The organism is Streptomyces sp. TG1A-60 (assembly GCF_037201975.1).
In the GTDB taxonomy this organism is placed as follows: Bacteria; Actinomycetota; Actinomycetes; order Streptomycetales; family Streptomycetaceae; genus Streptomyces.
On record NZ_CP147520.1, the window covers coordinates 357,681 to 372,189 of the forward strand.

Annotated in this window: 8 protein-coding genes and 2 pseudogenes; 6 read left to right on the forward strand and 4 right to left on the reverse strand. The window is 70.0% G+C overall.

The features are described 5' to 3' along the window. From WBG99_RS00895 to WBG99_RS00910, 4 genes are read left to right on the forward strand one after another with little or no spacing between them, the layout of a single operon-like run. Complete coding sequence (locus WBG99_RS00895; RefSeq protein ID WP_338894437.1) at positions 1 to 1,041, forward strand: MoxR family ATPase; 1,041 nt, start codon at positions 1 to 3, stop codon at positions 1,039 to 1,041. Continuing rightward, on the forward strand, positions 1,041 to 2,189 hold the full coding sequence (locus WBG99_RS00900) for an SAV_2336 N-terminal domain-related protein (protein ID WP_338894438.1): 1,149 nt from the start codon (positions 1,041 to 1,043) through the stop codon (positions 2,187 to 2,189). The genes WBG99_RS00895 and WBG99_RS00900 overlap by 1 nt, the downstream gene beginning before the upstream one ends. Continuing rightward, positions 2,189 to 3,991, forward strand: a complete 1,803-nt coding sequence (locus WBG99_RS00905; RefSeq protein WP_338894439.1) for a hypothetical protein — start codon at positions 2,189 to 2,191, stop codon at positions 3,989 to 3,991. Before WBG99_RS00900 ends, WBG99_RS00905 begins: the two co-directional genes overlap by 1 nt. Further along, positions 3,988 to 8,487: an AAA family ATPase gene (locus WBG99_RS00910; protein WP_338894440.1), complete on the forward strand. Its 4,500-nt coding sequence runs from the start codon at positions 3,988 to 3,990 to the stop codon at positions 8,485 to 8,487. The genes WBG99_RS00905 and WBG99_RS00910 overlap by 4 nt, the downstream gene beginning before the upstream one ends. Positions 8,488 to 8,492: 5 nt before the next feature. On the opposite strand, the gene WBG99_RS00915 is transcribed toward WBG99_RS00910, so the two are convergent. Next, positions 8,493 to 9,164: a serine peptidase gene (locus tag WBG99_RS00915; RefSeq protein WP_338894441.1), complete on the reverse strand. Its 672-nt coding sequence runs from the start codon at positions 9,162 to 9,164 to the stop codon at positions 8,493 to 8,495. Positions 9,165 to 9,312: 148 nt separating this feature from the next. Next, positions 9,313 to 9,597: a hypothetical protein gene (locus tag WBG99_RS00920; RefSeq protein ID WP_338894442.1), complete on the reverse strand. Its 285-nt coding sequence runs from the start codon at positions 9,595 to 9,597 to the stop codon at positions 9,313 to 9,315. An 806-nt stretch (positions 9,598 to 10,403) separates the two neighbouring features. Between WBG99_RS00920 and WBG99_RS00925 the strand changes: the two genes are divergently transcribed. Then, complete coding sequence (locus WBG99_RS00925; protein WP_338894443.1) at positions 10,404 to 10,934, forward strand: hypothetical protein; 531 nt, start codon at positions 10,404 to 10,406, stop codon at positions 10,932 to 10,934. Between the two features lie 182 nt (positions 10,935 to 11,116). On the opposite strand, the pseudogene WBG99_RS00930 reads toward WBG99_RS00925, so the two are convergent. Then, positions 11,117 to 11,389 (reverse strand): annotated as a pseudogene (locus tag WBG99_RS00930) (IS701 family transposase); the annotation flags it as partial. Positions 11,390 to 11,508: 119 nt separating this feature from the next. Here WBG99_RS00930 and WBG99_RS00935 point away from each other — a divergent pair. Then, positions 11,509 to 12,615 (forward strand): annotated as a pseudogene (locus tag WBG99_RS00935) (IS256 family transposase); the annotation flags it as partial. An 807-nt stretch (positions 12,616 to 13,422) separates the two neighbouring features. Here the strand turns inward: WBG99_RS00935 and WBG99_RS00940 are convergent. Then, positions 13,423 to 14,424, reverse strand: coding sequence for a glycosyltransferase family 2 protein (locus tag WBG99_RS00940; protein WP_338894444.1), 1,002 nt, complete (start codon positions 14,422 to 14,424; stop codon positions 13,423 to 13,425). Between the last annotated feature and the right edge of the window lie 85 nt (positions 14,425 to 14,509).

A 14,509-nucleotide genomic window follows, 5' to 3' on the forward strand; every position in this document is an offset into this window, starting at 1 on the left:
ATGAACGAAGGGCAGGCATCGCTGGTGTCGCACGCATGGCACGTCTACCGAGGCACGGGAGTACCACACGACGGCATCGCGATGCTGCCGGCGCCTCCGCCGTGGCGCGCCCCCTCGGCGGCGGAGTGGCCGTACGGCCGTCCGGCGCCGGACACCCGGCTGCGCGGCGCCGTCTACCAGGTCACGCCGGAGATCGTGGACGTCGTCAACGCCGCGCTGTACCTGCGACGCCCCCTGCTCGTCACGGGTCCACCAGGCTCGGGCAAGTCCAGCCTCGCGTACCACGTCGCCCACGAGCTGCGGCTGGGCCATGTGCTGAACTGGCCGATCACCAGCCGCTCCACCCTGCGCGACGGCCTGTACACGTACGACGCGCTGAGCCGCCTCCAGGACGCCAACCTGGGAGCGGACGCGACGGCGCCCGCAGATGACTCGGCCTACTTCGACCATCCCGGCCCGGACATCGGCAGATACCTGCAGCTCGGCCCGCTCGGCACCGCGCTGCTTCCCGGTGGCGTGCCGCGGGTGCTGCTGATCGACGAGATCGACAAGAGCGACCCGGATCTGCCCAACGACCTCCTGAACATCTTCGAAGAGGGCGAGTTCATCATCCCCGAACTCGCCCGCCTCGACCATCCGGAGGCCAGAGTGCAGGTGTACGACAGCCCACGCGAGCGAGTGCGCGTCCACCAAGGACGCGTGTGCGCCGACGCGTTCCCCTTCACGGTGCTGACCAGCAACGGCGAGCGGGAGTTCCCTCCGGCGTTCCTGCGCCGCTGTCTGCGTCTCGACCTGCCCGAGCCCGACATCGAGCTGCTCGTCCGAATCGTCGAGGCGCATCTCGGGCGGGAGGCCGTGGAACGAGGGGCGGCGTTGATCGAGGAGTTCGTCAGACGCAGGCCCACGGAGGCCCTCGCCACCGATCAACTGCTCAACGCGGTCTATCTGCTGCTCAGCGGCGGAGATGACGGCCTCCGCGAGACCCGTGAGGGAGACGGCGTGCTGCGCACCGTCATGAGGCGGCTGGACCCAGGGTTCTGATGACCGACGATCTCATCACCAGACTCCTGACCGACGTCGAGAATCAGCCGACCTGGCAGGAATTGGCCGACGTCCTGTGGCTGGCGGAACGCCTCTCGCGGGAGTCGGACGGCCGCCCCCATACCTGGGGCTGGGAACGGCCACCGGTGCCGGACACCTGGTCCCAGCCGGATTCCGGGCCCCCGGCCGGCCGTACCAAACCACCAGGGGCGGACCCACCGCACTCGGAGCGCGTCCAGCTGTACGCGGACGTGCCACGGGACGTGGCTTCCGCGTCGGCGCGCCTGGCCCTGCCCGGCGGGCAGGACGCGGTCGGGAACGCGACGCCGGTGCGGCTGCCGACGACGCCCGCACTGCGCAATGTGCTCGCGTTACGCAGGGCACTGCGCCCCCTGGGAAGCCGTACCCTCCCCGGGCCCGGGCCCGAGCTGCAGTTGGACGAGGAGGCCACCGTGGAGCGCATCGCCGACACCGGGTTCTGGCTCCCGGTGCTGCGCCCCGCTCCGGTGCGCTGGCTTGACGTCGCCCTGGTCGTCGACGACAGCGTGTCCATGGCCGTGTGGGACCGCGCGGTACGCGAGTTCCGGGACCTGTTGGACACCGCCGGCGCCTTCCGGTCGGTCCAGGTGTGGTCGCTGCCCTCGGAGGAGTCCCGCTCGCTCGGGGTCGTCCTGCGGCGTGGACTCCCCGCCCGCGCATCCACCACGTCGGCCGCCTACAGCAGCCCCGGCGAACTCGTCGATCCGACCGGACGGCGGGTGGTGCTCGTGGTCTCGGACTGCATCAGCCCCTCGTGGTCGGACGGCACGCTGGAACAGTTGCTCCGGCTCTGGGGGCGCAGCGGCCCGGTCGCCATCGTGCAGCCCCTGCCCCGCAGGATGTGGGAGCGCTGCCCCCTGAATCTACACAAGGTCACATTGCGTTCGCCCGGCCCGGGCGCCGCCAACACCCGGCTCGTGAAGCCCGGTGCGCCCATGCCCGTACCGGTGCTGTTGCTGGACCCCGACTCGATCGGCCCGTGGGCGTCCCTCACCAGCGGGGAGTCGTCGGTCGTCGAATCCCTGGTCACCCTGGTCGGCTCATCGCCCCTGCGGCGGCCGGAGCTCCCGGACGACCCGACTGCGGCGGAGCTCTCCCCACCGAACTAGTGCAGCGGTTCAGAAACGACGCCAGCCCGGAGGCCTACAACCTGATCGTGTATCTGTCCGCCGTCGCGCTGAGTCCACCCGTGATGCGTATCGTGCAGCATCGGATGCTGGCCGACCCGCGCCCCTCCCAGCTCGCCGAGATCTATCTCAGCGGCCTTCTGGAACGCACCGAGGACAGCGTCGGCGCACGAGGTGACGACATCGTCTTCGACTTCCGCCCAGGGGTACGCGCGGAACTCCTCGGCGCGCTCCGCAGCAAGGCCGCACGGCAGATCCTGCAGTACGTCACCGAGTACCTGGAAACCGCGCACGGCTCTCGGGTCGAGTTCGCCGCACTGCTGCGCAACGACGACGCCGCGGTCGCGGAGCTGCGCAGACACCGGCCGTTCGCCGAGGTGTCCGCGCACGTGCTGCGCCGACTCGACGCGAAGTACGAGACGGTCGCGCGGAGTCTGGAACGCCACCGGATGCCCGACCTGACGACCGACGCGGCATCGGGCGCCCACGAGGTGTGGGGCGCTGTGCCGCCCCGGCCGGCCCAACTGCTGGACCGTGAGCGGCTGCTGGACGAGCTGCACCGGGCGCTGACAAGCGGTGGGACGGTGCCCCAGGTCCTGTGTTCGCCGGAGGGCGGGGGTGCCACGGCTGTCGCGGTGGAGTACGCGTACACCCTCGGCTCGGCGTTCGACCTCGTCGTGTGGCTGTCTGCGGGGTCATCCTCCGTCGGCGGCGCCGACCGGGCCCGCCTCGCCGACGAACTGGCACGGCGGAGCTGGCAGGGAACCGAACCGTCCTGGCTGGTGATCATGGACGGCGCGGCAGCCGGAGAGGTACTGCCGGATCTGCCCGGCGGCCGCCGCTCGACGCTGATCACCTCTTCGGTCCCGGACTGGCCCGAGGGGTTCGCCGTCCACCGCGTGCCCGCGCTGAGGCGCCGCAAGGCCTTCCCACTGGCCCGGCTGCACGCCACGGAGGTGACGGCCTCGCAAGGCCGATACCTCGCGGAGCGGTTCGGCGGATCTCCCCTCGCGCTGGAGCTGGCGGCCACCTTCCTGGCGGTCACCGGCGAGCTGCCGGAGGCCGGTCCGGAGCGCACCGGGCCGGGGAACGGCTCCTCGACAGCGTCCGACCCGGCGGTCGAAGCGTGCCGGATCTCCCTCGACCATGTCCTGCGTACGGAACCGTCCACCCGGGACCTCCTGCACCGGTTGGCCGTCCTCGCCGCCGGCCCCGTGCCCCTGACACTGCTGGTCGGCCGATCGCCGAAGAAGTCGGGACAGGCCTTCGACCCGGCACTCACCGCGTTGCGCCGCCTCGCCCTGCTGCGGGGCGGTGAGCCGGGCGGTGAGTACGTCTTCGTCCACCCGGCCGTCCGGCGCGCCTGCCGGGAGCGGTTCCCCGAAGAGGAGTTGGCCGAGGCCCGCAGGGCGGTGCGCGCCCGGATGGTCGAGTACTACGGCCGCGACGCCCCGGACGTCCCCGCACTGTGGTCCCGGTTCGGCGCGCTGACCCGGCATCTGGACCCGGTGGGTGCCCTCGGCGACACGGATGCCTACGTCCGCGAGCTCGTGCTGCGCCAACTGCGGTACCTGCGTGCCTGCGGCGACACGACGGGCTGCCGGGTGCTGGGGACGCTCGCTCTGCGGCGGTTGGCCGCCAACTCCGATGCCGGGCATCCCGGTGTGCAGGCGTTGGTGGCGCTGCTCGCGGACGTATTGGAGGAGTGCGGTGCCGGGGAGGACGCGGCGGCGCTTCGCGCCGACCCCGTGGACTGGTCGCGGCAGGAGCCGGGCGCGACGTGACAGCCACCACGGGGGAACCGTCCACGCCCGCCCGGCCGGACGGAGAGCCGCCCCGGCCCCAGGGCGACTCGGCCGACGCGGCACCGGACGTCGAAGCCGTCCGCGGGGTGCGCCGCCGCGCCCTGAGCATCGGTGTCTCCGGATTCGCGCCCCATCCCGATTTCGGGAGCGAGGACGAGGACGAACCCGATCCCTTTCCCTTCGCCCTCGACCATGTGACGGCCCTTAAGGAAGCCCTCGAACACGAAGCCTTCGGCTACGTCTGCACCACGCTCACCACCCTCGGCACCGAGATCACCGGCACGGCCAACGATCCCGGTCCGACGGCGGCCGCGCTCGGTGCCGCGATGCGCGAGGCCCTCATGGAGTCCTCCGGCGACGACGTGCTGATCGTGCACGTACTCAGTCACGGACTGCCCCGCGCCACCGGGCTGTACGTTCTCGGATCGGACAGCGCGTATCTGCCGGAGACCTCGGTGGACGCGTGGCTGGCGGCGATCGAGGACTTCCCGGGCCGTCCGGCCGTACTCTTCCTCCTCGATCTGTGCCACGCGGGGAAGGCAGCCCGACAGGACTGGCAGCTGCGTTCCCTGGACGGTTCGAACCGTGCCTGGGTGGTGGCGGCGGCGGGCGAAGCGCAGGTCGCCCTGGACGGACGGTTCACCCGGGCGGTCGCCGAAGTGCTGAACGACATCGCGGAGAAGCGGATCCAGTACGACGACAGTCGCCCCTTCATCGACTACTACTGGTTCGTCGACGAGGTCCAGGCACGGGTGAATCTCCTTGCCGAAGCCTCCGGCGGTCTGCGCCAACGGGTCACCGCCGTCGCGGTCGACAGGGCCGCTCCCGACCTTCCCTTCCTGCCCAACCCGTGCCATGACTCCAGCCGGCGCAACCGTGTCCGCAGCGAGATCGGCGCCGAACTGGGCCATGAGCTGGGCGCGTTCCTGGACGAGGTCGTTGGCCTGGCCCACTTCGCCCGCCACGCCCGCGGCGGGGCGGGCTTCCCCGAGGTGTCCCGGGCCCAGGACGGCGAAGGCCTGTTCACCGGCCGTGCGGCGGAGACAGCTCTCCTGGCCGACTGGTTGGAGGACGAGACCGCCTCGCGGATCTGTGTGGTCACGGGCAGCCCGGGAGCCGGCAAGTCGGCGCTCATCGGGGTCGTGCTCTGTGCCGCCCATCCGGAGCTGCGAGCACGGACGAGGCCGCTGTGGGAGCCACCGGGCCGGTCCGTGACGGTGAGCGCTCCACCGGCCGCCGTGCACGCCCGGCAGCGCACGCTGAGAGAGATCGTCGACGCGGTGGTCCGGCAACTGGGCCTGAGACCAGCGGCACCGAACGGAGAGGCACCCGCCGACTGGACCGTGGAGGCGTTGATCGACGCGCTCCGCCGGCTGACGGGCCCGCCTCCCGTGGTGATCGTCGACGCACTCGACGAGATGCGGTACCCGCACGAGGCCGTGACGACGCTGCTCCAGCCGCTCGGCACGGCCGTCAGACCCGACGGCAGACCTGTGTGCCGGCTCCTGCTGGGCGCCCGCGACGAGGAGCCGTTCACGACGCTCGTGGACTCGGCCGCGACATCGGGGGTCCTGGTCGACCTGGACGCCACCCGACCCGAGGACCTGGAGACGGACCTGCGGGAGTACATCGTCAAGCTTCTCTCCGTCGCGCTCGGCGGCACCATGGCGGACGGTCCCGCCCAGGAAGCGGTGACCGGGTTCGCCGCCGCCACGGCCAAGGCGATCGCCGGCACCGCGACCGGCCCCTACCTCATGGTGGCGCTGTACACGTCGTACGTACTCCAGGACTCCGTGCGCCCCCGGCTCGGGGACGCGGCCACGGCCCGGGAGCTCGGCGCCGAGGTACCCCTGACACTCCCCGGGCTCCTCGACCTGAGTTTCGGTCAGGACCACACCCATCAGTTGCTGCGTCCGGTGCTCGCGGCCCTCGCGTTCGCGCAGGGCGACGGTATGCCCGTGTCGGCGGTGACCGCCGTGGCCCGGGCGTTCGCGTCCGCCCCCGTGCGGGTGGACGACACCACGGTGGGACAACTCCTGGACGACGTGCGGGCGTTCCTGCGCTCGGTGCCGGACCGGGGCACGATGCTGTACGGATTGCTGCACAAGAGCGTCGCGGACGAGCTGCGCAGACACCCAGTCCCCATGGGGACGCAGTTGTCCGACACCCCCGAGATCCTGGTCTACGAGGCATTGCTGGGGGCCTTGCGATCGGGCCCGGACGACCGCCCGTCATGGAGTGAGCCGCACAGCTATCAGCTTCGCCACCTGGCCCAGCACGCGGTGGACGCCGGCCGGTTCGACGAGTTGTGCGGCGACCCCGAGTTCCTGGTGCACGCCGACCCCGACTGGCTCGTGCCCGAGCTGCGGCACGCCGTCTCGGAGCCGGCGCGCAGTGCGGCCGCCGTCTACCGGACGAGCGCTCATCTGCACCGTCGGGTGGAAGCCGGGCAGCGGCGCCACATCCTGGCCCTCGACGCGGTCCGGCACGAGGCCCGCACCTTCGCCGACCGGCTCGCCGATCCCGCCCCAGGTACCGGTTCCCTCATGCTCTGGCGTCCCTCCTGGGCGACGGGGGGCCGGATCAGCGCGGCCCACGCGTTCACCCTCCAAATGCCGGACAACCGGGTGACCGCCCTGGCGGCGACCACGATCGGCGACACACCGTTCGTCGTCACGGGGAGCAGGAACGGCAGGATCCGGGTGTGGGACACCGGCACGGGGCGACAGCGGGCGTCGTCGGCCCCTCGGTTCGGGGAGGTACAGGCTCTGGTCTGTACGGAGGTCGAGGGTGCCCCCGTCCTGCTGGGTGCGGGCAGTGGTGGTGCGCTGGCGCTGTGGGATCTGCCCGATCTGACGCCCCGGAGCCTGGCGTTGGAGGGGCACACCGCCACGGTGCAGGCTCTCGCGTGCGGCGAGGTGGTGGGCAGTCCCAGCGCGCTGACCGCGGACGAGTCGGGCCGACTGCTGCTGTGGGACCTCCACGGCGACGAACCGGTGAGTCCGTTGCGGCTGCCCCGCGGTCAGGGCCGGATCACCGCGCTCGCGCAGACGCTGGACGAGAACGGCAAGGCCCTCGCAGTCACGGCGGACGACGCGGACCGGGTCCGCTTCTGGTCGCTCGTCACCGAGGAGGAACAGGGCCCCGGAATCCGCCACCCGTCACCGGTCAGGGCCCTCATCGCCCTCACGGCCCGGGGCGCGGAGCAGATCGTGACCGCCGGAAAGGACGGGCACATACGGCTGTGGAACGCCCGCACCCACGAACTGACCGCGCGGTCGGCCGCGCCGCACGATGGCCAAGTTTCCGCGCTGACCTGCGTCACCGGCGAGGAGGGCGTCCGGATCCTGAGCGGCGGCAGCGACTGGACGATCCGCAGCTGGGACCCGGAGGAGGACAACCGCCTGCTGTCGGAGGTCAACCGCTTCGTCGGCCACATGGGCGCGGTGACCGCTCTCGCCCACCCGGAGTCCGACCCGCCGGTCGTCATCTCCGCGGGCACGGATCCGGTGCTACGGGTGTGGAACGTGCCGTGGGAGCGTCAGCGTCCGAGCACGCCGGTCGGACACACCTCCTGGGTCACCGCCCTCTCGATCGCCACGCTCCCCGACCGCGTCCTGCTCGCCTCGGCGGGGGCGGACGGCCACATCCACCGCTGGCACCTCACCGACGGAACTCCGTACGGCAGCACCCCCATCGCCGCGGGCGACGCGCCCGTGCACGCCCTCACCAGCACCGTCCTGGACGGCCGGCCGGTCCTTGCGGCGGGGGGAGCCGACGGCCGTATCCACCTCCTGGACGTCGCCGACGGCACACCGTACAGCACCCCCGTCACCACCGGCACCGGCCCCGTGCACGCGCTCACGGCCACCGACCTCGACGGTCGCGTCGTCCTGCTGTCGGGGGGTGCCGACGGGCTGCTGCTCTGCTGGGACGCGACGTCCGGTGAGAGGCGGGGGCTGCCGTTCGCCGGCCATCACGGCGGCATCAACGCCGTGGCCCGCGTGGACGTGGAGGGTAGACCTACCGCTGTCTCGTGCGGTGACGACGGCACCCTGCGGACCTGGGACCTGCAGACCGGCCTGGCCACGCGGGCTCCGGTCGCAGCGCACGACGGATGGGCGACGGCACTGGCCTGCACGGTGCGCGACGACGGCACTGCGGTCGCGGTCACCGGCGGGCAGGACGGCACCGTACGTGTCTGGGACCTGGCGAGCGGCACCGCGCTGCTGGATCCGCTGGAGGTATCGGGCGGTGTCAACGCTGTGGCCTGCGGCGTCGTCTTCGGAGTACCGGTGGTGGTCGCCGCCGACGACTGCGCCCTGCGCGTCTGGGACCTCGCGTCGGGCCGGCTGCGGGAGAACATCGGGGTACCGGGAACGGTGCCCGCCCTGCTCCTGCGCGATCACCAACTCGTCCTGGGCTGCGAGTGGGAGGTCGTGGTGCTGCGCCATACCGGGAACCGGGAGAGCTGACCGCCTCAGGCGGAGGGGAGGAACGGGCCCAGCTCACGGGCGAGTTCCGGCTGAGCCAGATAGCGTGTCGCCTTGTGCGAGGCCACCAGGCCCAGAGAGACCTCGTAGTGGGCGTCGATGCCCGGGAAGCGGCTTGGCAGATCGCGCGGCAGGGCCACGATGTCGCCCACGTCCGCGATGTTCACCCAGCGTCTGACCTTCGGAGGCCGCAGCCCCTTGTTCTCGTCGTTGCCCTCGCCCAGCGAGAGGCGCTCGAAGAACGCGTGCGGCATGCCGAGCGGCGAGCCGAGCGTCACGAGCAGGTCGAGTTCGACCGGGCTGTGCCACAGCGTTTCGTACGCCACGACGGAGCCCAGTGAATGCGCGATCACCACCTTGGGCTTCCGCTCTTCCAGCACCCGCCCCAGCTCCGCGCGCACGGCCGCCCGGCGCGGCGAGTCGGGGTCCGAGACGTAGGTGTCCGCCTCACGGCACAGCATGATCACGAACCGTCGGGCCGCCGCACCGTACCGTTCGGCCAGCCACTCGGCCGCCTGCCGGACGGGCTTGGTGCCCGGGCCCATCGTGACCTCCGTGGGCGCACCCAGCGCCGACACCCACTCCACCAGGAGTCGTTGGCCCCCTGGCGGCAGCAACTCGGCCTCGTCCGAGCCCTGAGTGGTTCCGAGGTGGAGCAACTGGGCGTAGTAGGCGGTGTGAAGTGTCCTCGGCTCGGGGGCAGCCCCAGCGCCTCACTCCACTCGGCGGCGAGCGCCACACCGGCCAGCTCCGCACTGCCGGCCTCGGTCAGGTACCGGTAGCACCGAATGCCGTGAACTCCGACGATCATGTCGCCTCCCCCGCCCGGCACCGACGCCACGCCCCGCGGGCAGCGTAGGACACGAGCAGCGGCGTACGCAGTCGAACCCACGATCCCGCGAGGCTGCGGCCGACGCCGTACAGCGAGAACAGCAGGAATCCGGTGAAGGTGCCGACCAGCACGCTTCCCCAGCCGTGCCGCCGCAGAACGACGCCGGAGTCCAGGGCGAGTTTCACGTCGCCGAAGCCCACGCTCCCTGGGCTGCACAGGAACAGCGGGGTCAGGGCGTCGGGCAGCCGGTGTGCCGTCAATTCGACGAGGACTTGCTGGCGCGTCAGGTCCTCAAGGACCGGCTCTCGGTCGAGGACGTAGGCCTACGCCTCCGGCGCGGCGGGTGCTGGTTCCTGCGCCCGGCGGTGCTCGCGGGCCCACGCTCGGGCAGTGACAGTCTCGTGGAGCTGACCTACGGCGCTGCGCCTCGGAGGCGTACGGAATCGCGGTGTTGACGGCGGCCGTCGCCGAGTGCACCGGTCGTCCCATCGGACACCTCCATGATCAAGGTGTTGCGACGATCGGTTGAATCCGCCATCCCGCGCCTCGTCCCGTTGCCGCAACGCCGCCCATTGGCCGAACTGGTCGCGCCGTCAGCCCTGGTGGGGCGTGCCGTGGACGACGAGTTCGGTCATGTCCGGGTAACGGCAAGCCCACGCCGTTGTCGGCGGGTTGCCGGTTAGTTGCCGGTTTTTGCCGGTCGTGATGCGTTCACGGGGCTCGACGATCGGATATTTCGCAGGTCGTACGGGCCAGCCAGCCAGGGCGGCGGATACAGAAGAACTCTGGCCTTTCTGCAAGGGCCGCTTCCTATGCTTTGCCGTGTCAGACAGCGCTGCGGGCCAGGGGACCGCAGCGGGCCGGCGTACGCCGGAGGAAAGCCCGTACAACTGCCCGGTGTCTTCACCACAGCAGTGGCAACGGTCGCTCCCCTGGAGCCTGGGCCCGGTTGTGCGTTGCGGGCCATCGGATCAGCCTGACCAACTAATGTGAAGGGATTGACATGCCCATTCCGCTCATACCGGTTTGCGCCCGGTTGACCACCCGGTGCCTGACGGTGGCCGCCGTGAGCGCTGCCACCCTTCTGGCAGCCGTCCCCGCAGCGAACGCGTCCTCGCCCGCCGACCTCGCCGGATCGGCCCCGGCAGACACCACGAGCCGTTCGTCGGTGAGCCGTAGCTTCACGTTGCCCAAGGGCACCACACGGGCCAGCCTGTCCCTGGGCTCCTTCGAGGCCCAGGTGGTCAAGGCGTCCCAGTACACGATCACTTGCACCCTCACGGTCTATACGCCGTGGTACGTGTCCCTGGGTATGCCTCCGAGGATTGCTACGCAGGCCGAAACCCAGTGCGATTCGTGGGTGGACTCGCTCAGTATCAGAGTTGAGCTCACCCGCAACGGGGCAACGGCCGCCGTAAGCGACCACCAGAACTTCTTCTCTTCCTCCATCTCGACCGGTACGTCCGCCCTGTGTGCCGAAGGATCGTGGGTCGCCGAAGCGGACGGCGACATCGCCTACCCGCCCCTGTTCTGGCCGCCGACGGCTGACCTCTCTGTGGGAAGTCACACCCTGCCGATCAGCACCTGCTTGAACTAGCGACTAGTACTCCAGCAGTACTTCGTGGCTTGACCTGAGGGAACGTCGAGCGGTGGGAGTGTAGCGGTCAGTGTGCCGTCATCGACGGCTTCTGCCCGCCCATCCCTCGAAGGAGTGCCCGCGACGGCGATAGTGGCAGCGGCGGGCCACCGCTTGCCGTCGGCGGCGCCAACGCGACCGACTCAGCGCGCGGGTGCGGGCACGGGGGACTCGGGGCGCGTGAGCTGCCAGGAGTCTCCGCACTTCTGCCACAGTGAGCCCGATGACCTCGGCATCCTCACCGGTGGATCCCCCTTTTCGGCTGCTTGCGCGCTTATCGCGGCGAGGAAGGCGTGGGCGAGCATGGCGAGTGTGACGTGCCGGTACCAGCCCACGTAGCGACGGACTTCGTACTGGTCCAGGCCGCACTCGTTCTTCGCTGCCTGGAAACACTCCTCGATCGCCCAGCGGAACCCGCGGCCAGATGGTGTCCCGCCGAGTGGTGTAGCAGCGATCTCTGCGTAGCCCCTGGTCATGGGGCGGCCATCGCGCAACTCTCCGAGTAGTGAAGCTCGTTGAAACGAGAGGTGACGCGATGGCCTTGTCCCAGCATGACTTACTCCGCCTGATGGAGTCACTGCGTACGGCGGACGGAATCGAGTTGATCAGGGCCCTGGCCCAGAGGATCCTGCAGGAACTCATCGAAGCCGAAGCCACCGCCCACATCGGCGCCGAGCCCGGCGAGCACACCGGGACCCGCACCACGATGCGCAACGGGCACCGGGAGAAGGTACTGACCACGCAGGCCGGGGACCTGGACCTGGCGATCCCCAAGGTCCGCACCGGGTCCTTCTTCCTCTCCCTGCTGGAACGCCGGCGCCGCATCGACCAGGCCCTCTACGCCGTCATCATGGAGGCATACGTGCAGGGCGTGTCCACACGCAGCGTGGACGACCTGGTCAAGGCCCTAGGCGGCGACACCGGCATCTCCAAGAGCGAAGTCTCCAGGATCTGCGGCGACCTCGACACTGAACTGAGCGTGTTCCGCACCCGCCCCCTGGACCACATCCGCTTCCCCTACATCTACCTGGACGCCACCTACTGCAAGGCCCGGGTGAACCACCAGATCGTCTCCCAGGCCGTGGTCATCGCCACCGGCATCACCGAGGACGGCGGACGCGAGGTCCTCGGGCTGATGGTCGGCGACAGCGAGACCGAAGTCTTCTGGAGCGAGTTCCTGCGCTCCTTACGCGAGCGGGGCCTGACCGGGGTCCGCCTGGTCATCGCCGACCACCACTCCGGCCTGGTCAAGGCCGTCCGCAAGGTCACGCTCGGCGCCGCCTACCAGCGCTGTCGCGTTCATTTCCTGCGCAACGTCTTCGCGGTGATCCCCAAGGACGCCTCCGAGATGGTGGCCGCGACCATCCGCACGGTCTTCGCCCAGCCCACCGCCGAGGCCGTCCGCGCCCAGCTCGACACCGTCGCCGACGCTTTCGGCAAGCAGTTTCCCAAGGTGAAGGAGATGCTCCTGGACGCCAAGGAAGAGCTGACAGCCTTCGCCGACTTCCCCCACCAGCACTGGAAGAAGATCCAGTCGACCAACCCGCTGGAGCGCTTAAATCGTGAGGTCAAACGCCGGGCCGACGTCGTCCAGGTCTTCCCCGACGATGCCGCCGTCGAACGCCTCGCCACCGCCGTCCTGGGGTGTGTCAATTTAACGGCCCTGTCTCATATTCGGTGGTGACGACATGCGCATGCTCATGCCATAACTCAAGCGAACCCCGAACCTCTGACAGGCAGCGATGCCCCAACGTCACACCATCGAACGACGACAAGACCGACAGAACGCCACATCCCGCACTCTCAGGTCCCCGCCCCGTCGCTTTGTGCGTAGCCCCTTCGGACGCCTACACGGCGTCGACCTCTCGGCTCAGCGGCCGTCATCCTGCCACGGACCAGGCTGCCTCCGCACGCGATCACCGAGAGCCCCCACCATGTCAGGTAGACGTCTTCGCCCCACGCCATACTCAAGGCGATACGACAAAATCGCCGCCGGTTCCCAGGCAGAGTCCTCCGAGAATCGGCGAACTCGTCCGTTCCCGGTCTCCGGCGACTCTATGATCAACGCGGCCATCTGCGACGGAGACATCGTGACCGTACGGCACCAGGTCGCGCCGACCACGGAGACATCGTCGCCGCGCTCCTGGAAGACGAGGCCACCGTCAAGGTGCTGCGCCGACAGGACGGGGACTGTGAAACGCTTGGCCCGAACGTTCGGTGTAACTCCTGATCAAGGATGATGCACCGACTCCTTCTGGGTCCGCCAGCTCGGCCATGTACTGGTTGAGGCGTTGTCGTGCCCCAAGGCGGACAACTCGGCCGCCCGTGTCCGGATGCGCTCGTGTCACGCCCGTCGCTTCGCGGTCAGTCCGCCCCCTGGCGGATACCTCATGCAACCTACCGGCCGCGGCAATCACCACCTGCCAGCTACGACATCACGCCAACAAAGTCAGTGGAAGGTATTGGGGGCGTTTCGGACGGGCACGGGCCCGGGGCTGGTCCGGTGCCCGGTCAAGCGCGGTGAGCGGGCCGGCGCCGCGTATGCGAGGTGCACGAGCCTGGACTGTTCCTGACGCATGTGCATGAGCGACTCGAGGATGTACCCCACGAGCAGGACGAGCGCCGCGATCGTCATGATCGCGGCTGCGAGGATCGCCGTGGGGATGCGCGGCACGGTGCCCGTGCTGATGAAGTCGGCGATGACGGGGGCGCCGAGGATGACCGACACGAGGGCCAGCAGACCCGCGACCACCGTGTGGACGAGCGAGGGCCGCTCGCGCCGGGCGAGATCGAGGATGACCCGCAGGATGCGCCAGCCGTCCCGGCATGTGCGCAGTTTGCTCTCGCCTCCCTCGGGTCTGACCCGGTAGTCCACCACCACCTCCGCCGTCGGCAGCCGGAGGTGGAGTGCGTGGATGGTCATCTCGGTCTCGGTCTCGAACTCGCGGGCCAGCGCGGGGAAGGATTTGACGAAGCGTCGCGAGAAGACCCGGTAGCCACTGAGCATGTCGGTCACGTCGTTGCCGAACAGGGACCGCACCGCACCTGTGAGCAGCTTGTTGCCGATCGCGTGCCCGGCCCGGTACGCGGCACTGACCGTCTCCCGGCGGGCGCCGACCACCTGGTCGTACGGCCCCTCGAAGAGCAGGTCCACCATGTCACGGGCACGGGACGCGTCGTAGGTGTCGTCACCGTCGACGATGAGCAGGGCGTCGGCATCGACATCGGCGAAGGCCCGCCGGATGACATTGCCCTTTCCCTTGCGCGGCTCTTCCCGGACGATCGCACCCGCCTCGCGGGCGACCTCCACCGTGCGGTCCGTCGAGACGTTGTCGTACACGTAGATGTCGGCCTCGGGGAGCGCCGCCCTCAGGTCGCGCACCACCTTGCCGACAGCCGCCTCCTCGTTGTGACACGGCACGACACACGCGATCGTCGGTTCCACGGCCACTCCTTACCGAACCATCGCCGAATTACGAGAGGAAATAATGTGAGAGGGGCGCGTCCGGGGCGTGAGGACGCGCCGTGTCGATACT

Excerpts from the sequence above, each read along its gene's own strand:
- WBG99_RS00900 (WP_338894438.1), top strand. The coding sequence starts at position 1,041 with ATGACCGACGATCTCATCACCAGACTCCTGACCGACGTCGAGAATCAG.
- WBG99_RS00895 (WP_338894437.1), top strand. The coding sequence starts at position 1 with ATGAACGAAGGGCAGGCATCGCTGGTGTCGCACGCATGGCACGTCTAC.